General features: G+C 64.5%; 21 protein-coding genes. 9 read left to right on the top strand and 12 right to left on the bottom strand.

Annotated elements, in window-relative coordinates:
- Window positions 1-3 precede the first annotated feature (3 nt).
- The 7 genes from AC1D3B_RS05930 to icd all read right to left on the bottom strand — a co-directional run bounded on the left by AC1D3B_RS05930 (window position 4) and on the right by icd (window position 9,376).
- Entirely contained in the window at window positions 4-1,455 is a 1,452-nt protein-coding gene (locus AC1D3B_RS05930) for an efflux transporter outer membrane subunit (protein ID WP_478189735.1), read from the bottom strand.
- Between the two features lie 92 nt (window positions 1,456-1,547).
- Window positions 1,548-2,066 carry an N-acetyltransferase family protein gene (locus tag AC1D3B_RS05925; protein WP_478189734.1) on the bottom strand — a complete coding sequence of 173 codons (519 nt, stop codon included), beginning with the start codon at window positions 2,064-2,066 and terminating at the stop codon, window positions 1,548-1,550.
- Between the two features lie 11 nt (window positions 2,067-2,077).
- A complete protein-coding gene (gene sbcB, locus AC1D3B_RS05920; protein ID WP_478189733.1) occupies window positions 2,078-3,520 on the bottom strand; it encodes an exodeoxyribonuclease I in 1,443 nt (480 codons plus the stop codon).
- Between the two features lie 2 nt (window positions 3,521-3,522).
- Window positions 3,523-4,974, bottom strand: coding sequence for a cardiolipin synthase (gene cls / locus AC1D3B_RS05915; protein WP_478189732.1), 1,452 nt, complete (start codon window positions 4,972-4,974; stop codon window positions 3,523-3,525).
- A 161-nt stretch (window positions 4,975-5,135) separates the two neighbouring features.
- A complete protein-coding gene (gene clpA, locus AC1D3B_RS05910; protein ID WP_478189731.1) occupies window positions 5,136-7,457 on the bottom strand; it encodes an ATP-dependent Clp protease ATP-binding subunit ClpA in 2,322 nt (773 codons plus the stop codon).
- A 54-nt stretch (window positions 7,458-7,511) separates the two neighbouring features.
- Window positions 7,512-7,871: an ATP-dependent Clp protease adapter ClpS gene (gene clpS, locus AC1D3B_RS05905; protein WP_478189730.1), complete on the bottom strand. Its 360-nt coding sequence runs from the start codon at window positions 7,869-7,871 to the stop codon at window positions 7,512-7,514.
- A 245-nt stretch (window positions 7,872-8,116) separates the two neighbouring features.
- Complete coding sequence (gene icd, locus AC1D3B_RS05900) at window positions 8,117-9,376, bottom strand: NADP-dependent isocitrate dehydrogenase (protein WP_478189729.1); 1,260 nt, start codon at window positions 9,374-9,376, stop codon at window positions 8,117-8,119.
- Between the two features lie 193 nt (window positions 9,377-9,569).
- Here icd and AC1D3B_RS05895 point away from each other — a divergent pair, with 193 nt between their 5' ends.
- Window positions 9,570-9,914, top strand: a complete 345-nt coding sequence (locus AC1D3B_RS05895; RefSeq protein WP_478189728.1) for a cell envelope biogenesis protein TolA — start codon at window positions 9,570-9,572, stop codon at window positions 9,912-9,914.
- Window positions 9,915-10,089: 175 nt separating this feature from the next.
- Window positions 10,090-10,542, top strand: coding sequence for a DUF192 domain-containing protein (locus tag AC1D3B_RS05890; protein ID WP_478189727.1), 453 nt, complete (start codon window positions 10,090-10,092; stop codon window positions 10,540-10,542).
- Window positions 10,543-10,605: 63 nt separating this feature from the next.
- Here the strand turns inward: AC1D3B_RS05890 and AC1D3B_RS05885 are convergent, their stop codons facing one another.
- Together AC1D3B_RS05885 and xseA are read right to left on the bottom strand one after the other, a co-directional pair.
- A complete protein-coding gene (locus AC1D3B_RS05885) occupies window positions 10,606-11,187 on the bottom strand; it encodes a superoxide dismutase (RefSeq protein ID WP_478189726.1) in 582 nt (193 codons plus the stop codon).
- Window positions 11,188-11,234: 47 nt separating this feature from the next.
- Window positions 11,235-12,548 (bottom strand): exodeoxyribonuclease VII large subunit, encoded by a 1,314-nt coding sequence (gene xseA / locus AC1D3B_RS05880; protein ID WP_478189725.1) that lies wholly within the window; start codon window positions 12,546-12,548, stop codon window positions 11,235-11,237.
- 312 nt (window positions 12,549-12,860) lie between these two features.
- Here xseA and AC1D3B_RS05875 point away from each other — a divergent pair, with 312 nt between their 5' ends.
- The 6 genes from AC1D3B_RS05875 (at window position 12,861) to adk (ending at window position 16,618) form a co-directional block, all read left to right on the top strand.
- Window positions 12,861-13,493, top strand: a complete 633-nt coding sequence (locus tag AC1D3B_RS05875) for a MotA/TolQ/ExbB proton channel family protein (RefSeq protein WP_478189724.1) — start codon at window positions 12,861-12,863, stop codon at window positions 13,491-13,493.
- 2 nt (window positions 13,494-13,495) lie between these two features.
- A complete protein-coding gene (locus AC1D3B_RS05870; RefSeq protein WP_478190004.1) occupies window positions 13,496-13,921 on the top strand; it encodes an ExbD/TolR family protein in 426 nt (141 codons plus the stop codon).
- A gap of 2 nt (window positions 13,922-13,923) precedes the next feature.
- Window positions 13,924-14,907: a tetraacyldisaccharide 4'-kinase gene (lpxK, locus tag AC1D3B_RS05865; RefSeq protein ID WP_478189723.1), complete on the top strand. Its 984-nt coding sequence runs from the start codon at window positions 13,924-13,926 to the stop codon at window positions 14,905-14,907.
- Entirely contained in the window at window positions 14,888-15,070 is a 183-nt protein-coding gene (locus AC1D3B_RS05860) for a Trm112 family protein (RefSeq protein WP_286609246.1), read from the top strand. Before lpxK ends, AC1D3B_RS05860 begins: the two co-directional genes overlap by 20 nt.
- Window positions 15,067-15,837 carry a 3-deoxy-manno-octulosonate cytidylyltransferase gene (gene kdsB, locus AC1D3B_RS05855; RefSeq protein WP_478189722.1) on the top strand — a complete coding sequence of 257 codons (771 nt, stop codon included), beginning with the start codon at window positions 15,067-15,069 and terminating at the stop codon, window positions 15,835-15,837. Before AC1D3B_RS05860 ends, kdsB begins: the two co-directional genes overlap by 4 nt.
- A gap of 124 nt (window positions 15,838-15,961) precedes the next feature.
- Entirely contained in the window at window positions 15,962-16,618 is a 657-nt protein-coding gene (gene adk / locus AC1D3B_RS05850; RefSeq protein WP_478189721.1) for an adenylate kinase, read from the top strand.
- On the opposite strand, the gene AC1D3B_RS05845 is transcribed toward adk, so the two are convergent.
- Genes AC1D3B_RS05845 through AC1D3B_RS05835 form a run of 3 tightly spaced genes read right to left on the bottom strand, consistent with a single transcriptional unit; the run spans window position 16,619 to window position 18,522 of the window.
- Entirely contained in the window at window positions 16,619-17,092 is a 474-nt protein-coding gene (locus AC1D3B_RS05845; protein WP_478189720.1) for a DUF6152 family protein, read from the bottom strand.
- 19 nt (window positions 17,093-17,111) lie between these two features.
- Entirely contained in the window at window positions 17,112-17,528 is a 417-nt protein-coding gene (locus AC1D3B_RS05840) for a hypothetical protein (RefSeq protein ID WP_478189719.1), read from the bottom strand.
- A 4-nt stretch (window positions 17,529-17,532) separates the two neighbouring features.
- Window positions 17,533-18,522, bottom strand: coding sequence for an asparaginase (locus AC1D3B_RS05835; protein WP_478189718.1), 990 nt, complete (start codon window positions 18,520-18,522; stop codon window positions 17,533-17,535).
- Window positions 18,523-18,595: 73 nt separating this feature from the next.
- Here AC1D3B_RS05835 and lexA point away from each other — a divergent pair, with 73 nt between their 5' ends.
- The gene (lexA, locus tag AC1D3B_RS05830) at window positions 18,596-19,270 is read left to right on the top strand and encodes a transcriptional repressor LexA (RefSeq protein ID WP_028260076.1); all 675 of its coding nucleotides are present in this window, start codon (window positions 18,596-18,598) and stop codon (window positions 19,268-19,270) included.
- The last annotated feature ends 43 nt before the right edge of the window (window positions 19,271-19,313 follow it).

Genomic DNA, 19,313 nt, shown 5'->3' with positions numbered 1-19,313 from the left:
CGTTCACTTGTTCATCGAAACCTGGGGGGCGGCCACCGTGGGACTGGCATCCGGGCTGGGCTGCAGCTCGCTGGCGTTCCAGCCGCCGCCGACCGCCTTGACCAGGGCCACGTTGGCGGCGAACTGCCGGCCTTGCAGTTGCAGCGCGGTCCGTTCGTTGTTGAGGGCCAGGGTCTGCGAGGCGATCACCGTGAGATACGGGGTGGTGCCCGCGCGGAACTGGCTCAACGACACCCGCTCGGCGTTGCGCGCCGACTGGACGGCGCCGTCCTGCACGGTGCGCTCCTGCGAAAGCAGGTCGAGCGCGGCAAGGTTGTCTTCGACTTCCTGGAAGCCCGCGAGGACGGTCTGCCGGTACTTGGAGGCCGAGGCATCGAAGGCGGCGCGCGCCTGCGCCACCTGCGAGTCGCGCAGGCCGCCGTCGAAGATGTTGCCTGCCAGCGCAGCACCGAGCGCCCAGACACGGTCCGGCGTGGCGAACCAGGGGCCGAAGCCGGCGCCGGCGAATCCTCCGGCCGCGCTGAGCGACAGCGTGGGGTAGCGCGCAGCCTGCGCGACGCCGATACCGGCATTGGCGGATGCCACGCGCCGCTCGGCGCCGGCGATGTCGGGCCGGCGTTCGAGCAGTTCAGACGGCAGGATGGCGGGCACCGCCGGCAGGTTCAGCGCGAACGCGTCGGGCGGAATGGAGAACTGCGAGGGGGTCTTGCCGAGCAGCACCGCGATTGCGTGCTCCAACTGGCGGCGAGTGAGCTCATTGTCGATCGCCTGCGCCTGGGTCTGCTGGAGCGTCGTGTTGGCCAGGTCCACGTCGGCGCGGGATGTGACGCCCACGCGGTACTGGCTCTGGGTGATCTGGAGGGACTTGCTGTAGGCCTCGACCGTGCGTGCGTAAAGTTGCTGCTGGGTGTCGGCCACGCGCAGCTGGATGTAGTCATTGACCACCTCCGCCTGTACCGCGAGGCGCACCGCGGCGAGGTCCGCCTCGGTCGCCTGCGCGCTGTCGCTGGCGCCTTCGACCGTGCGGCGCACGCGGCCCCAGAGATCCGCGTCCCAACCGGCCTGCAGCGACCACGCGTGCGCGTTGCCGATCGTCGAGCCGAGGGCAGTCTGGCTGCGCGCCCGGCCCACGGAGGCATTGGCGTCGAGCGTCGGATACCAGGCGGACTGCGCACCCTGCACCAGGGCCTGCGCCTCGCGGTATTGCGCCTCGGCCACCCGAAGATCCTGGTTGGCGATATTGGCTTCTTCCACCAGGGCATCGAGGCGGGTATCGCCGTAGGCCGTCCACCAGGGGTACTTCGAATCGACGCTGCCGGGCGTCGCCGGCTTCCAGCCGGCGCCTTCCTTGAAAGTCGGCGCCATGACGCCTTCGGGCAATGCGGGCCGCTGGTAGTCGGGCCCGACGGCACAGGCGGTCAGGGACGCAGCCAGGGCCAGACACAGTATTCGCATCCCGCCCACTGTAGGAAGCAGGGAGGGACGGCAGCCTGACAGTCAGATGACATTCCTGTCAGGTGCGGCGCATCGGCCGCCGTCGGGTTGGTTCAGCCCAGCGGCCCGACGGCGCACCACATGTGGACCTTCGAGAGATAGGCGCCGTCGAGCGCGACGGCGAAGGGCTCCACGCCGAAGGTCGCGAAGCCGCATTGTTCGTAAAGACTTTGCGCAGGGACATTGCCTTCGGTCACGGTCAACTGCACGAGCTTGACGCCTTCCCTCGATGCCGCGAACGCCAGTGCGGCGGACACGAGTTCGCGCCCATGGCCGCCCTGGCGCGACGCGGGATCGACATACATGCCGAACAGGTTCGCCTTGTGCCGTGCCTTTTCGCGCGGCTCGAACTGGAGTCCCGCGGCCCCGACGAGTCGCGCGCCGTCGAAGGCGCCGAGCACGATCTGGTCGGCCTGCGGCGACGTGTCGAGCCGCTTCTGCCACCACGACAACGGAAGCGCCGCGCGCTCGGCCGCGCTGGAAGTGAACGCGTCGGGATGACGCTCGTAGCCTTCGAGCATCAACGCGCGGTAGTCAGCGGCATCCGAGGGCACCAGGCGGCGTATGGTCATGACGTGTGCATTCAGACAGTGGGCGCGATGGCCTCGGCGTATTCGTACAACGCGCCGAGTATCTCTTCCGCGCGCGCGTCGGCGGTCTCCGCGAGCGTGTCGATCTCGGCGAACAGTTGGTCGACGTTGCGGACGCCGCCTTCGCCTTCGAGCAAACGCGCCACGCGATGCGCCTCCCAGCGTTCGGTCTCTTCCTCGTCGAGCGTCTCGACGAAGTTGCGCGCGCGATAACGGAACAGCAGCTCTTCGAGACGCGGATCGTCGAAGCCGGTTCGGGCCTGCGCGAGCTGGGTGGGCGACAGGCTGCGCAACTGGGTCAGTTTTCGTCGATCGCCATTGCCGACGAATCCGCCATAGAGGTCTTCATCGACATCGGGCGTACCCTCCTTGGGCCGCTCATAGACCTGCGGCCAGATCGCGCTCATGTCGGGCAGCGCAGCAGCGATGGCGGCGTTGCGCATCGTGGCTTCCATGTCGATGGCCCAGCGGTCCGCCATGGCGGGCGACAGCGTCTTGAGGTTGCCGACCACCATCGGCGACTTGTTCAGGTGCACGCCCTTGACCGGCAGCCTGGCGACACCTTCCGGCAAGTCGGCAGTGCGCGTGAAAAGTCGAAGTCGCAGTGTCGCCACGTCGAGATCGCGCAGTTCGCTGGGGTCGTGCGCCAGGTCCCAGGCGAGCAGCTCGTTCTTGTTGGTCGGATGGCTCGCCAGCGGCCACATGACCGCCAGGCAGCCACGCTCCGCCGGGAACATGCCGGAAACGTGCAGGAAGGGCCGCGCCGAATCGCGCGTGGCGGGCAGCCCGAGCTCGGAGGCGACGCGATCCTTGCGGTGCAGCGCGAATGCGAAATCGAAGAGCTTCGGTTGCTTGTCGCGAATCAGCCGCGCCAGCGCGATGGTGGCGCGCACGTCGGACAGCGCATCGTGGGCGGCTTCATGGAGCAGCCCGTTCGCGCGGGCCAGGTCTTCGAGCTTGAAGCTCTGGCTGCCGTCGGCCTTCTTCGGCCACTCGATGCCGTCCGGGCGCAGCGCATAGGTCAGGCGCACCACGTCGAGCAGGTCCCATCGGCCGCAGTCGTTCTGCCATTCGCGCGCATACGGATCGATGAGGTTGCGCCAGAACAGGAAGCGCGTGACTTCGTCGTCGAAGCGGATCGTGTTGTAGCCCACGCCGATGGTGCCCGGGCGGGCAAAAGCCTGCTCGATCTGCGCCGCGAATTCGTATTCCGGAACGCCGCGCTCCAGGCACTGCTGCGGCGTGATGCCGGTGATGAGGCAGGCCTCCGGACTTGGGAGGTAGTCGGGTGCGGGCTTGCAGTAGATCATCAGCGGCTCGCCGATCTCGTTGAGTTCGGCATCGGTGCGGATGGCGGCGAACTGGGAGGGTCGGTCGCGGCGCGGCACGGCACCGAAGGTCTCGTAGTCGTGCCAGAGGAAAGTGTGAGGGGGCATCGTCAAAGCAAGGGGGAAAACAGGCGGGCGACCGAGTCGCCGAAGCGTCGGATGAAGGGCTGCGGACGGCTGGCGCGCACCGGGGAGGCGCTGGTCAGGTCGGTCTCGAACTGGGCAATGAGCGGCGTGGCGAGCATCGGACCGTAGATCACCGCGCAGACCTCGAAATTGAGGCGGAAGCTGCGGTTGTCGAAATTGGCGGTGCCGATCATGGCGCAGTTGTCGTCGACCACCAGTGTCTTCGAATGCAGCATGCGCGCCTTGTATTCCCAGACCTTGACGCCAGCCGCGATGAGTTCGTCGTAGTAGGAGCGCGCCGCGGCGCTCACGATCAGCGAATCGCTCCGCCGGGGCACCAGGAGCCGCACGTCGACGCCGCGCAACGCAGCACTCGTCAGCGCCATCAGCGCCGGCTCGCCGGGCACGAAGTACGGCGTGGTGAGCCAGGCACGATGCACGGACGACTGGATCGCGGCCAGGTGCATCCGGTGGATGGGCTCGAGCATGTTGTCGGGTCCACTGGTCACGATCTGCACCGGAATCCTGCCGGCGCCCTCGCTCGCGGGAAGGCGGGGGAGCAGGTGCAAGAGGGTTCGGTCGATGTCGCGCGGGTCTTCGCCCGTCGCATAGGTCCAGTCCTCGAGGAAGGTCGTCTGCAACCAGCGGACGGCGCTCCCCTCGATGCGCAGATGGACGTCGTGATAGGCATCGGCGCAGGTTCGCGAATCCTCTTCGTCGGTGATGTTCACGCCCCCCGTGAAGCCGATGCGCCCGTCGCAGACGACGATCTTGCGGTGGGTGCGGTAGTTGGTCACCGGGCGCAGGCGGCGGCCGATGCGCGTATCGTGAAAGAGCGCAACGTGAATGCCCGCCGCGTGCATCGGCGCCATGAACTTGCGGCCGATGCGCTTGGACCCGAGTGCGTCGAGCAGGAGCCGCACGGCCACGCCTTCTTTCGCACGCTCGATCAGCAGGTCGCGCAGCGCAGTGCCGATCTTGTCGGGCTCGAAGATGTAGTACTCGAGGTGCACATGATCGCGTGCGTTCCGGATCGCTTCGAAGATGGCATCGAAGGTGCGTGCGCCGCCGGAGAGCAGTTCGGCCGATGTCGCACTTGACACCGGCAAGCCGCAGGCCGCCGTGCCCAGGTCGGCCATCTGCCGCAGCGCAGGCGGCGCCTGCTCTCTCGCATCCCGCAACAGCGCGAGATCCCCTGGCGCCTCCGCGCGGCTGCGCAAGCGCTTGAGCCGCTGCTTCTTCAGGCGCTGCGGACCGAGAAAGTAATAGATGACGAAGCCGACAAACGGAATCAACGCCAACGACAGAATCCAGCTCATCGTCGACACCGGCGCGCGCTTCTGCATCACGATCCAGACGGAAAGCACCGCGATATAGCCGCTCCACGCGAGTGAGAGGCCGGTCTTCCATTCCTGGCTGAGCTCGGGGACGATCAAGGGAAAAAGATTCTGCAAATGAAAAAAGGCCGGTAGCGATGCTACCGGCCTTTCTTCCTAGTCCAGAAATACCGCGGATCCGGCTCCGCCGGTCCGCAGGTATTGCCCCCCGCAAGGGGGTGGGCGGCCACACGAAGTGGGCAAGCCTGGGGGTTAGCCAATCAGCCGGTGGCTGCTTCTTCGGCCTCGGGCTTGGCCCTGCCTTCCTTCTTGGCGATCGGCTGGATGTCGAGCTGCACTTCTTCCTTGTCGTCCAGGTCGACGGTCAAGCGACCACCTTCCTGAAGACGACCGAAGAGCAGTTCGTCGGCCAGTGCACGACGGATCGTGTCCTGAATCAGACGCTGCATCGGACGCGCACCCATCAGCGGGTCGAACCCCTTCTTGGCGAGGTGCTTGCGCAATGCATCGGTGAACGTGACGTCGACCTTCTTCTCGGCGAGCTGCGTCTCGAGCTGCAGGAGGAACTTGTCCACCACGCGCAGGATGATCTGCTCGTCGAGCGCCTTGAAGCTCACTGTCGCGTCCAGGCGATTGCGGAACTCCGGCGTGAACAGGCGCTTGATATCGGCCATTTCGTCGCCCGCCTGACGGGGGTTGGTGAAGCCGATGGTCGCCTTGTTCATGGTCTCGGCACCCGCGTTGGTGGTCATCACGATGATCACGTTGCGGAAGTCGGCCTTGCGTCCGTTGTTGTCGGTCAGCGTGCCATGGTCCATGACCTGCAGCAGCACGTTGAAGATGTCCGGGTGCGCCTTCTCGATTTCGTCGAGCAGCAGCACCGCGTGCGGCTTCTTCGTGATCGCTTCGGTCAGCAGACCGCCCTGGTCGAAACCGACATAGCCCGGGGGCGCGCCGATGAGGCGGCTCACTGCGTGGCGCTCCATGTACTCCGACATGTCGAAGCGGATCAGCTCGATACCCATGATGTAGGCGAGCTGCTTGGCCGCTTCGGTCTTGCCGACGCCCGTGGGGCCGCTGAACAGGAATGAGCCGATCGGCTTGTCCTCGCGACCGAGGCCCGAACGCGCCATCTTGACCGCCGAGGCGAGCACTTCGAGGGCCTTGTCCTGGCCGAACACGACGCTCTTGAGGTCGCGTTCGATGGTCTGCAGCTTGCCGCGGTCGTCGTTCGACACGTTGGCCGGGGGAATGCGCGCGATCTTGGCGACGATCTCCTCGACCTCGGTCTTGCTGATGGTCTTCTTGCGCTTGTTCGCGGGAAGGATGCGCTGGGCGGCGCCGGCTTCGTCGATCACGTCGATCGCCTTGTCGGGCAGGTGACGGTCGTTGATGTACTTGGCGCTCAGCTCGGCGGCGGCCTGCAACGCCGCCACGCCGTACTTCACGCCATGATGCTCTTCGAAGCGCGACTTCAGGCCCTTGAGGATGTCGACGGTTTCCTGCACCGTCGGCTCGACCACGTCGACCTTCTGGAAGCGACGCGACAGGGCCGCATCCTTTTCGAAAATGCCGCGGTATTCGGTGAAGGTGGTTGCACCAATGCACTTGAGCTGGCCGCTCGAGAGCGCCGGCTTGAGCAGGTTCGAAGCGTCGAGCGTGCCGCCCGAAGCGGCACCGGCACCGATCAGCGTGTGGATCTCGTCGATGAACAGGATCGCGTTCGGCTTGTCCTTGAGTGACTTGAGGACGCCCTTCAGGCGCTGCTCGAAGTCGCCGCGGTACTTGGTACCAGCCAGCAGCGCGCCCATGTCGAGCGAGTACACGTTGGACTCGGCCAGAATTTCCGGCACGTCGTTCTGGGTGATGCGCCAGGCGAGGCCCTCGGCGATCGCCGTCTTGCCCACGCCAGCCTCACCCACGAGCAGCGGATTGTTCTTGCGCCGGCGGCAAAGGATCTGGATCACGCGCTCGACTTCGTATTCGCGCCCGATGAGCGGATCGATCTTGCCTTCCTTGGCAAGCTGGTTGAGGTTCTGCGTGAACTGCTCGAGCGGAGAAGACTTCTCGTTCTTCTCGCCGCCGCCCTCTTCTCCTTCGCCCGAAGACGCGTCGCTGTTGCCCTTGGCGGCTTCCGGCGGATCGCTCTTCTTGATGCCGTGCGCGATGAAGTTCACCACGTCGAGGCGCGTCACACCCTGCTGATGCAGGTAGTAGACGGCATGCGAGTCCTTTTCACCGAAGATCGCGACCAGCACGTTCGCGCCGGTGACTTCCTTCTTGCCGTTGCCGGTGGACTGCACATGCATGATGGCGCGCTGGATCACGCGCTGGAAACCCAGCGTGGGCTGGGTGTCGACATCGTCGGTACCCGCCACCTGGGGCGTGTTGTCCTTGATGAAGTTGGTGAGCGACGCGCGAAGGTCGTCGACGTTGGCCGAGCATGCGCGCAGAACCTCTGCGGCGCTCGGGTTGTCCAGCAAAGCGAGCAGCAGGTGCTCCACCGTGATGAACTCGTGGCGCTGCTGCCTGGCCTCGACAAAAGCCATGTGCAAGCTGACTTCCAGTTCCTGGGCAATCATGTGATTTCCTTTTGCCTTGCTGTAAATAATTTCTCAGATGGGTTGGAGCGCGATTTATTCAACCGGTTCACTGACGCATTGCAGCGGGTGCCCGGCCTGGTGGGCCGCTTCCATCACCTGATTGACCTTGGTCGCCGCCATGTCGCGGGAGTAGACCCCGCACACGCCACGACCGTCGAGATGGATCTTGAGCATGATCTGCGTGGCGGTTTCCCGGTCCTTGTTGAAGAACTCCTGGATCACGACGATCACGAACTCCATCGGGGTGTAATCGTCGTTCAGCATGACGACCTGGTACATCTGGGGCGGCGCGGTCTTCTGCGGCCGCCGTTCGAGAACGACCGCATCGCCATCGTCCCGCCGCGGCTTGGCGGCCGGCGGCGTCTTGGGGGTCGAGGGGATTCTGGTAGCCATGAAAATCATTTTATAGAGCAGGCGCGAGTTGCACCTGCTGTAGTGGCACAACTGGAGGCAGCTTTGTGACATTCAAGGCGGATGAGAGGGGGGCGGGCTGCTCCACGCATGCAAACTGCGTGCCCTGTATCGCCCTGACAACGTACGCACGGTGGGCCGCCTGCGCAACAGCAGCAAATAAAAAAGCCCCGGCACCTTGCGGGCACGGGGCATTTCCGGCGAAGCGTCGGTAGACGCCCGTCGACTTACATGTTGTCGATCATCACCTGGCCGAAGCCGGAGCAGCTCACCTGGGTGGCGCCCTCCATCAGGCGCGCGAAGTCGTAGGTGACCTTCTTGCTTTCGATCGACTTTTCCATCGAGCTGATGATCAGGTCGGCCGCCTCGGTCCAGCCCATGTGGCGCAGCATCATTTCGGCGGAGAGGATTTCGGAACCGGGGTTCACGTAGTCCTTGCCGGCGTACTTCGGGGCCGTGCCGTGGGTGGCTTCGAACATGGCGACTGTGTCGCTCAGGTTGGCGCCGGGCGCGATGCCGATGCCGCCGACCTGCGCGGCCAGGGCGTCCGACACGTAGTCGCCGTTGAGATTCAGCGTGGCGATTACGCTGTACTCGGCCGGGCGAAGCAGGATCTGTTGCAGGAATGCATCAGCAATCGAATCCTTTACGGTAATTTCTTTTCCCGATTTCGGGTTCTTGAACCGCATCCATGGGCCACCGTCGATCAGTTCGGCACCGAATTCCTTTGCAGCCAGGCCGTAGGCCCAATCGCGGAATCCGCCCTCGGTGAACTTCATGATATTGCCCTTGTGCACGATCGTGACACTGGGCTTGTCGTTGTCGATGGCGTACTGGATCGCCTTGCGCACCAGGCGCTCGGTACCTTCACGCGAAACCGGCTTGATGCCAATGCCCGAGGTGTTCGGAAAGCGGATCTTCTTGACGCCGAATTCGTCCTGCAGGATCTTGATGAGCTTCTTCGCCTTGTCGCTTTCGGCTTCGAATTCGATGCCGGCGTAGATGTCTTCCGAGTTCTCGCGGAAGATCACCATGTTGGTTTTTTGCGGCTCTTTCACGGGGCTGGGCACGCCCTCGAAGTACTGGATGGGCCGCAGGCAGACGTAGAGGTCGAGTTCCTGGCGCAGCGCGACATTCAGCGAACGAATACCGCCCCCAACCGGTGTGGTCAATGGACCCTTGATCGAAACGACATAGTCGCGAACGGCGTGGAGCGTTTCCTCGGGAAGCCACACATCGGGACCATAGACCTTGGTCGACTTCTCGCCGGCGTAGACCTCCATCCAGTGGATCTTCCTCTTGCCGCCGTAGGCCTTGTCCACCGCGGCGTCGACCACCTTGAGCATCACGGGGGTGATATCCAATCCGGTACCGTCGCCCTCAATGAACGGAATGATCGGCTGATCCGGCACATTGATCGAGTTGTCGGCATTGACCGTGATCTTCTGGCCTGCGGCCGGGACTTTGATGTGCTGATAGCTGGACATGAGGACAAGGACTCCGGATGAAATGATGGCTGGAAGACACTACGTTTCCGGCCCACTGAATACCTTTAGAATTTTAGACGCAACCTGAGGAGCCCGAAGGAATCTGTCAACCACGGCCATATTGGCTCCGTTGTTGACTGACCCTTCTGCTGGCCGGGAGGCGTTTTCAACCATATCCATTGAGGAATCCGTAATGAGCAAAGTTCTCGCAGTAACGATGGCCGGCCTGATCGCAGCCGGTGCAGGTCTGTTCTCGGTTAGTGCGTCCGCGCAAGGCGGCTCGACCTCGCAAGAAGCCGCCCCCCCGACCAACACCAAGCCCCAACAGCGTGCAACCGAACGTCGTGCTTCCAAGCCGCAAGGCGAAGTTCGTCCTCAGGGTGGCGATACGCCCAACACCCCTGAAGGCAGCGGCGGCCTGACGTCGAACAAGTCGACTGCCGCCGGCCAGGCTCGCGCAAACACCCGCAGCGATCGCCGCCGCGACAAGAGCGGAAACGTCCGCAAGATGAACCCGCAAGGCGGCACGCCCAACTGATCGAATCGATCCGTTGCCAAAAGAGCGTTCTTCGGGGCGCTTTTTTTTCGTCCACTTGCCGGCCATTGGTCCTGAACAAGCAATTCGCCGGAATAAGAGGTAAGCTCCGCCGTCAATTGGCCATGCCCGCTTCCGCGGGCATTCTTGTTTGTGTTGCCGTCCTGAAAGTCGACCCATGTTCCAGCGTTTTTTCACCCTTTTGGCGCTCTCTGCCACATTGCTGACTTTTGCGCACGCGCAGGAACCGCAAAGCAATCTTCAGCACACCCGAATCACCGCCGGGATGTATCAAATCGATGCGCAAGTCGCGCAGACGCCCGTGGAGCGCCAGATCGGGCTGATGTTCCGCAAGGAGATGCCCCAGACCGAGGGCATGATCTTCGTCTTCGAGCAACCCGCCACCCAATGCTTCTGGATGAAGAATACGCTGCTTCCACTGACGGCAGCGTTCGTCGCGGACGACGGCCGGATCGTGAACCTGGTCGACATGAAGCCCATGACCGAGGATTCCCACTGCTCCAAGGAGCCGGTTCGTTTCGTTCTGGAGATGAATCAGGGCTGGTTCTCGCACAAGAACCTCAAGGAAGGCAGCAAGCTCGGCGGCGAACTCTTCGCCAGCCGGCGCTGAACCTCGTTGCCCCATGAAAAAGCCGACCCTCGGGTCGGCTTTTTCATGGGTGAAGAACTCGGATCAAGCGAAGTTCTTCGCGGCGAAGTCCCAGTTCACCAGCTTCGCGAGAAAGGTCTCGACGTACTTGGGGCGCAGGTTGCGGTAGTCAATGTAGTAGGCGTGTTCCCAGACGTCCACCGTCAACAGGGCCGTGTCGGCCGTTGTGAGGGGCGTGCCGGCTGCGCCGGTGTTGACGATGTCGACCGAGCCGTCGGCCTTCTTCACCAGCCATGTCCAGCCGGAACCGAAGTTGCCCACGGCCGATTTCACGAAGGCTTCCTTGAACGCCGCGAAGTTGCCCCACTTGGCATCGATCGCCTTGGCGAGCGCACCCGTGGGCTCACCGCCGCCCGCGGGCTTCATGCAGTTCCAGAAGAAGGTGTGGTTCCAGATCTGGGCCGCATTGTTGTAGATGCCACCGCTGGACTTCTTGACGATCTCTTCGAGCGTCATGCTCTCGAACTCGGTCCCCTTTTGCAGGTTGTTCAGGTTCACGACGTAAGCATTGTGGTGCTTGCCATAGTGGTATTCGAGCGTCTCCTTCGAGTACTCGGGTGCCAGAGCGTCCAACGGGTATGGCAGAGGCGGAAGAACGTGTTCCATGTTTTATCTCGCGGGTTGGTTGTGGGATGGCCGATTCTAGAAAGGAATTACGCGCCCGGCGTCGGACGTGTTCCCTTTGTCCCTGCTTGCATCACCTTCAGGTCAACGGTGCCATCGGCGAGGCGCGCCTGCACGTCGTCGCCGACCCCGACGCTGCGCACGCTGGTCACAGCGTGCCCCTCCGCGTTCGTGAGCCAGGCATAGCCGCGCTGCAGCACCAAAGCCGGGTCCAGCAACTGCAGGCGCAGTGCCGCCCGATCGAGGCGCTCGTGCTGTCGGATCAACGCCGCACGAAACCTTTGCGGCAACTCGGCCTGCAGGGTCTGCTGGGTCTGCGAGAAACGCCCCGCCCTGGACGTGACAGCGTAGTGCATGCGCTGCGCATGGTGTGCCAGACGCAATTTCTGGCGCCCCACGAGCGTCGATGGCCGACCGAGCCGGCCGGCCGCCACGTCGAGGCGCTGGCTCGATGCATCGATGCGCGCCATGATCGATTCGCGCAGGCGCTCATCCAGCAGTTCGAGCGCGCCGAGCCACAGATCCCGCGGCGCAGCGACGAGTTCGGCAGCGGCAGTCGGCGTTGGCGCCCGGACGTCGGCGCAGAAGTCGGCGATGGTGAAGTCGGTCTCGTGGCCGACGCCGCTGATCACCGGCACCGGGCTCTGCACGATGGTGCGCGCCAGTTGTTCGTCGTTGAATGACCAGAGATCCTCGATCGAGCCTCCCCCGCGAACCAGCAGGATGACATCGACCTGCGGCCGTGCCCTGTACAGCGATTGCAGCGCGCCCACGAGTTCGCCCGCCGCGTTGGCGCCCTGCACGGCTGCAGGTGCCAGCACCACCGGAATGTGCGGCACGCGACGGCGCAGCGCGGTGACGACGTCATGGAGCGCCGCGGCGCCGAGCGAAGTCACCAGGCCGATGGCGCGCGGCATAGTGGGCAGCGGTCGCTTTCGCGCGCTGTCGAAGAGCCCTTCCGCCTCGAGTCTCGCCTTGCGCTGGAGGAACTGCTCGAACAGCGCGCCCTGGCCTGCTCGGCGCAAGCTCTCGACGACCAGTTGCAGATCGCCACGTGGCTCGTAGACGGCCAGCCGCCCGCGGACCTCGACCTGGTCGCCGTCACGGGGCGAGAAATCGAGCAGGCTCGCCGCGCGACGGAACATGGCGCAGCGGAGTTGGCCGAACTCATCCTTCAGCGCGAAGTAGGAGTGCCCGCTTGCGGCACGGGAAAAGCCGGAGATCTCACCGCGCACCATGACCGGGTTGAAGCGCGCATCCAGCGCATCGGCGATCGCGCGACACAGCGCGCCCACAGCCCAGACTCGCGTTCCGGACGCAGGTGTTTGCTCACGTTCATTCATGCGGGGAGCGCGTAACAGGGGGTGATTCGTCCACAAGGGGCCTTTTCGTCGCCAAGCGTGCCACCTGGCATGCAGCAAGGGCACGAGTCCACGTGCAAGCTGTTGATTTGATTGGGAAAAGTGCTGCTCAAAATTCGTTCTACGCAATGAAACGCCCAGCCGGTGCGGGCTCTGACACGTTGCGCGGCGTGTTAATCACAAAGTTATCCACAGTTTCTGTGCGTCTTCGCCTACGTGAAAGACATGGCGGGAAGGGGCGCCGGCTCGGTGGATAATCGCCGCGCATTTGCAGTCCATGGGCCGGAGGAATTCTTGTTTTCCATCATAGTTGCTGCGGGCTGGCCGATCTGGCCGCTGCTCGCCTGTTCGGTGATCGGGCTCGCGCTCGTCATCGAGAGATTCACCAGCCTGAAGACCTCCAGGGTCTTGCCTCCCAAGTTGCTCGACGAGGCCATCACGGTGTCGCGCACTTCGATTCCCGGCCCTGACGTGGTGACGAAGCTCGAAAAGAATTCAGGACTGGGCGAAGTGCTGGCCGCAGGCTTCCGCGCCCTCAACACCAATCCCATGTCGAGCGAGGACGACCTTCGCGTCTCGATGGAAGCGGCCGGTCGCGTCGTGGCCCATCGGCTCGAGCGCTACCTGCCCGCGCTGGCGACCATCGCTTCGGCCGCACCCTTGCTGGGGCTCCTGGGCACCGTGATCGGGATGATCGAGATCTTCGGGTCGCAGTCGCCCTCCAGCGGCGCGGTCGGCTCGGGCAATCCGGCACAGCTCGCGCACGGTATCTCCATCGCGCTCTACAACACCGCCTTCGGGCTCATCATCGCGATTCCGGCGCTGATCTTCTGGCGCTATTTCCGCAGCCGAGTCGACGAGTACCTGCTGAACCTCGAACTGGCCGGCGAGCGTTTTGCCCGGCACCTGAACACGCTGCGCCGATGAGAATGCATTTCCGCCACGGCTCGCGCGATGAGCCCGAGATCAACCTGATCCCGTTCATCGACGTTCTGCTTGTCGTGCTCATCTTCCTCATGCTGTCGACCACCTACAGCAAGTTCACCGAGATGCAATTGCGCCTCCCGGTGGCCGATGTCGAGGCGCAGCGCGACTACCCGAAGGAAGTGATCGTCGCGGTGTCCTCCGACGGGCGCTACTCGATCAACAAGACCGTGCTGCCGGATCGCAGTGTCGACGCCGTCGCGGCGGCGCTGTCGGCAGCGACAAGCGGCAACAAGGAAAACGTCGTGATCATCAGCGCGGACGCCAACGCCGCGCACCAGTCGGTGATCACGGTGATGGAAGCGGCCCGCCGGGCCGGCCTGATGCAGATCACCTTCGCCACGCAATCGGCCGCGCAGGCGGGACGCTAGCCTTGGCGTCGTTGCGGCAGGCCTGGCTGCAACGCGGCGTGACGGCGCGGCTCCTGTGGCCGCTGTCCCTGTTGTTCGGTGCGCTCGCCGGCTTTCGGCGCGCGCTCTATCGAAAAGGTGTCTTGCGGACTGAACGGGTTCGCGTGCCCGTTGTCGTCGTCGGCAACGTCATCGCCGGCGGCTCGGGCAAGACGCCGGTGGTCATGGCGATCGTCCGGCACCTCCAGGCGCGCGGCATCCGGGTGGGCGTCGTGTCGCGCGGGTATGGGAGAAAGACCGACGATTGCCGTGAAGTGCTCGACGACGCCGATCCGCGCGACGTGGGCGACGAACCGGCGCTGATCCGCCATTCGACAGGCGCACCGGTCTTCGTCGCTCGGCGGCGAATCGAGGCGGCCCGCGCCCTCCTCGACCGTTATCCGGACACCCAGGTCATCGTCAGCGACGATGGACTTCAGCACCTCGCGCTCGCGCGCGATGTCGAGATCTGCGTCTTCGACGACCGCGGCATCGGCAACGGCTGGCTGCTGCCGGCGGGCCTGCTGCGCGAACATTGGCCCCGCTCGTGCGACTTGGTGATCCATACCGGCGAACGACCGGCTTTCGGCGGCTTCACCGTGCGCAAGGCGCTGGCCGATCACGCCTTGGGCCGCGACGGAAGACAGGTCCCGCTCAAATCCCTGGCCGATCGAAAACTCATCGCCGTTGCCGCCATCGCCAAGCCCGAAGCCTTCTTCCAGATGCTGCGCGAGCGCTCCCTCGTGCCAGAGCAATGCATCGCGCTGCCCGACCATCACGATTTCGAAGACTGGGCGCTGCCGGCGGACGGCAAGCACACGCTGCTCTGCACCGAAAAAGACGCCGTGAAGCTGTGGCGCAAGGCACCCGACGCCCTGGCAGCGCCCCTTGTTTTCGAACCCTCCCAAGCCTTCTTTACGGCACTCGATGCAAAGCTATCATCGCTCGATGGACACCAAGCTGCTTGAATTGCTCGTCTGCCCCGTGACCAAAGGGCCGCTCACCTGGAACGCCGAAAAGCAGGAGCTTTCGTCGCGCAGCGCCCGCCTCGCCTACCCCGTGCGCGACGGCATTCCGGTGCTGCTCGAGACCGAAGCGCGCACGCTCTCCGACGAAGAGTTGGGCCTTTGAACACGCCTTTCACGGTCCTGATTCCGGCCCGGCTTGCTTCGACACGGCTGCCCGACAAGCCCCTGGCCGACATTGCCGGGCTGCCGATGGTCGTTCGCGTCGCCCGGCGCGCCATGGAGTCCGGCGCTGAAAGTGTCGTCGTCGCCGGCGACGATCCGAGGATCATCGCCGCGTGCCATGCACATGGCGTCCGGGCCTTGCTCACGCGCACCGATCACGCCAGCGGCAGCGACCGTCTTGCCGAAGCCTGCACGCAGCTTGGCCTCGCGGACGATGCGATCGTCGTCAATGTGCAGGGCGACGAACCCCTCATCGAGGCGGCCCTGATCGACGCCGTCGCGCAAACGCTGGCGGACCATCCGGATGCGGCCATGAGCACGGCAGCGCACGCCATCGATTCACCCGAGGAGTTCAACAACCCGAACGTCGTGAAGACGGTACTCGATGCCTATGGCAACGCGCTCTATTTCAGTCGCGCGCCGATTCCATGGTGGCGTGACGGGTTCGCTGAAAAGGGTGCACAGGCCGTGCCGACTTCCCCTCCTGCGCTGCGGCACATCGGAATCTATGGCTACCGTGCGAGCTTTGTACGCGGCTTTCCAGGCCTGCCCCCGGCGCCCGTCGAGGCAACCGAAGCGCTGGAACAACTGCGCGCACTGTGGCACGGCCACCGAATCGCGGTGCACGTCAGTTCGCATGCACCCGGCCCCGGAATCGACACGCCGGAAGACCTCGCCCGCGTTCGCGCCCTGCTCGCCACAGGCTAGTTTTCGCCTGCGCCCAGGCCCGAATGCCTGGGGAGCGCGTGCTATCCTCGAAGCAAATCCGCCCTGTGGCGCGCCTCGGGGCGCCCCTGGCGCGACAGAAATCAAAGAACCTTCCGAGGACACCATGAGACTGATTTTGTTGGGCGCCCCCGGGGCGGGCAAGGGCACGCAGGCGGCCTTCATTTGCCAGAAGTACGGCATCCCGCAGATTTCGACGGGCGACATGCTGCGCGCCGCCGTCAAGGCGGGTACGCCGCTCGGACTGCAGGCCCAGGCTGTCATGGCTTCCGGCGCACTGGTGAGCGACGACCTGATCATCAATCTGGTCAAGGAACGCATCGCCTTGCCGGATTGCGTCCAAGGCTTTCTCTTCGACGGCTTCCCCCGCACCATTCCCCAGGCCGAAGCCATGCGCGCCGCAGGCGTCAAGCTGGACTACGTGCTCGAGATCGACGTGCCCTTCTCGGACATCATCGAACGCATGAGCGGCCGCCGCTCGCACCCGGCCTCGGGACGCATCTACCACGTGAAATTCAATCCGCCGAAAACGGATGGCAAGGACGACCTCACCGGCGAGGACCTGATCCAGCGCGAAGACGACAAGGAAGAGACCGTGCGCAAGCGCCTCGAGGTCTACAGGCAGCAAACCCGGCCGCTGGTCGACTACTACTCGGACTGGGCCAAGTCCGAACCCGCCGCCGCACCGAAGTACCGCGCCATCAGCGGTGTCGGGACGGTCGACGAGATCACCCAGCGCGCGCTCGCGGCACTGAACAGTTGATCAGGCCGGGCTGGAGCGCAGCCCGTAGGCCTTGCCGTCGACGAACAGGTATTCGACGCGCATCACGGCCTCCCCCTTTTCGTCCTTCGAGGCAAAGCCGACGGCCGAGATGCGGGCGCCAGGCTTGATCTCCTGGACTTTCCAGGCCTCCATTCGCGTGAGCGGCGCGAGCTCGAGTTCCCACTGACGGTCGTTGCGGCGGGGCACGGTCGTCTTCGCGAGCAGCCCCGGCCCATCGACCGGCGCGCTCTGCGCAGGCAACGCGCGTTTTGCCAGATCCGGCGGAACCTTGAGATCAGGCGGTACCTCGATCATCAGTTCGGCGTGAGGGTTCTGCCAGCGAGAAGTCACGACCCGGCCCTCCAGGTAGAGGGGGCGATCCTGGTCGAAGCCGCTCCAGCCATGGTGCGCCCAGGCGGGGCGAATCGCGACGGCAGTCGAAGCGGCGGTCCATAGGAAGCTGCGACGTTTCATGCAGGAAGCTCCTTTCCGATCAGTAGGCGATCCATCGGCCGCAGAAGATCACAGCCAGCCAGATCGCAGTGGACGACAACATCTGTATCCGCGCCATCAAGTCGAGTTTCAGCAACGAGCCGCGTGCATGGAACCAGACGGCATTGCAGCCGGCCACGAAGAGCAATCCCATCTTGAGCAGGAAGGCCCGGTTGGCAAGCAGTTCAAAAGGCTGAGTGGCGAACATCAAGGAACCGCTGACTGCCGCCAGGACGAAGCCGGACAAGGCGATGGTCAGCGACAGCCTCGCCAGCCCGCTCACCGGCAGGACGACGGCGCGTCCAAAGACGCGCATTTCGAGGGCGACCAGATTGCCGACGAGCAGTGCAATCCCGACGATGTGCACGACCTCCAGCGCAGGATAGGCCCAGGGAGTCGATTGCAACGCGCCGAACATGCGCTCAGGCGGGAGGTCCGCCGGACAGAAGCTCGAGGATCAGCGCGATGCGCGCCTTGACCGGTGTCAGTGCCCCCGCGTCACGCAACACTTCCTTTGACCTCGGGAGAATCCGCCCCTGCGAACATCGCGTCGCGCGGACGACCGATACCCCATCAGCCTGCGCGCGAAGTGCGGCCGCTTCGAGTGCGTGGTGCAACGTGCCGTTGCCGGTAGCAGCAAGCACGAGTCCCTGGAGCGGTTCCGCACCGCCCCGCTTCCGCTCTTCCAGCAATGCATCCACGATCGTGCCGCGAGCCTCGGCATGGCTCACGAGGATTTCGACGCGTGGCCAGGACGTGGCGCCTTCGATTCGATCGAAGGCAAGCTGTGCGGCGGTTGCCGGCACGGGCCAATCTCTCAGCACGCGCACGGCGCCTTCTTCGACGTACGCCACCGGCCCCGCATCACCCGAGTCGAATGCGTCGAGCCTGTAGGTGTGGACCTTCTGGACATCGAACGCGCTGTGAACGGTGCCTGCGCAAACGGCGATGACACCCCGCGCCCCGGGTGAGGCCGCCACGACAATGGCATCGCGCACATTCTGGGGCCCGTCCGGCGCCAGCGCGGTGGACGGGCGCATCGCGCAGGTCAACACCACCGGCTTCGACGGCCCCAGCACACACTGCAGGAAGAAGGCCGTCTCCTCCAGCGTGTCGGTCCCGTGGGTGATGACGATACCCGCCACGTCGGGTTCCGCGAGCCAATGGGCACAACGCAGCGCCAGCGTTCGCCAGATCGGGAAGGACATGTCCTTGCTGTCCACCTGCGCCACCTGCTCGGCCGACAACGAAACGCCGGGCGGCGCGTCGATGTCGCCCAGCAGTTCCGCCACGCCGACCTCGCCGGCGGTGTAGCCGATGTTGTCATTGGCGGCGGAAGCGCGACCCGCGATCGTGCCTCCCGTGCCCAGGACGATCACGCGACGCGCGTCATTTCGATTGCCTTCGGCCATGGCTTGCCAACTTCCGGAAACTGGTTAAAAATACAGGTACTGGATATTCACCCAGTGCCCATCAGGAGCCAACATGCAGTTCGCCGTGAAGCTTACCGCCCGTCAGCAGCAGATTCTGGACTTGATCCAGAGCGCCATTGCGCGCACCGGCGCCCCTCCCACGCGCGCCGAGATCGCCGCCGAGCTGGGCTTCAAGTCAGCCAACGCGGCCGAAGAGCATCTGCAGGCGCTGGCGCGCAAGGGCGTCATCGAGCTCGTGAGCGGTACCTCGCGCGGTATCCGGCTCAAGGGCGACGCGCTGCGCTCGCTCAACGAATCCCGCAACAACCAGTTCTCCCTGTCGCTGCCCGGCATGGCGCAGCTCGCACTGCCGCTCATCGGCCGTGTGGCCGCCGGTTCGCCCATCCTGGCGCAGGAACACGTCGACCAGACCTATTACGTCGAGAACACCCTCTTCCAGCGCCAACCCGACTACCTGCTCAAGGTGCGCGGCATGTCCATGCGCGACGCCGGCATCATGGACGGCGACCTGCTCGCCGTGCAGGCAACCAAGGAAGCCCGTAACGGGCAGATCGTCGTGGCCCGGCTCGGCGACGAGGTCACCGTCAAGCGACTCAAGCGCAACAAGCAGGTCATCGAGCTGCATGCGGAAAACCCGGACTACCCGACCATCATCGTCCAGCCCGGCGAGCCCTTCGAGATCGAAGGCCTGGCAGTCGGCCTGATCCGCAACACGATGCTGATGTAGGCGTCGAATGAATGCGCGCACGGCTTCGGCGGTGCGCTCACAC

Source organism: Variovorax sp. P5_A3 (genome assembly GCF_056400665.1).
Note: the sequence above shows the minus strand (reverse complement) of the source record. Positions and strands in the feature narration are given on the sequence as shown.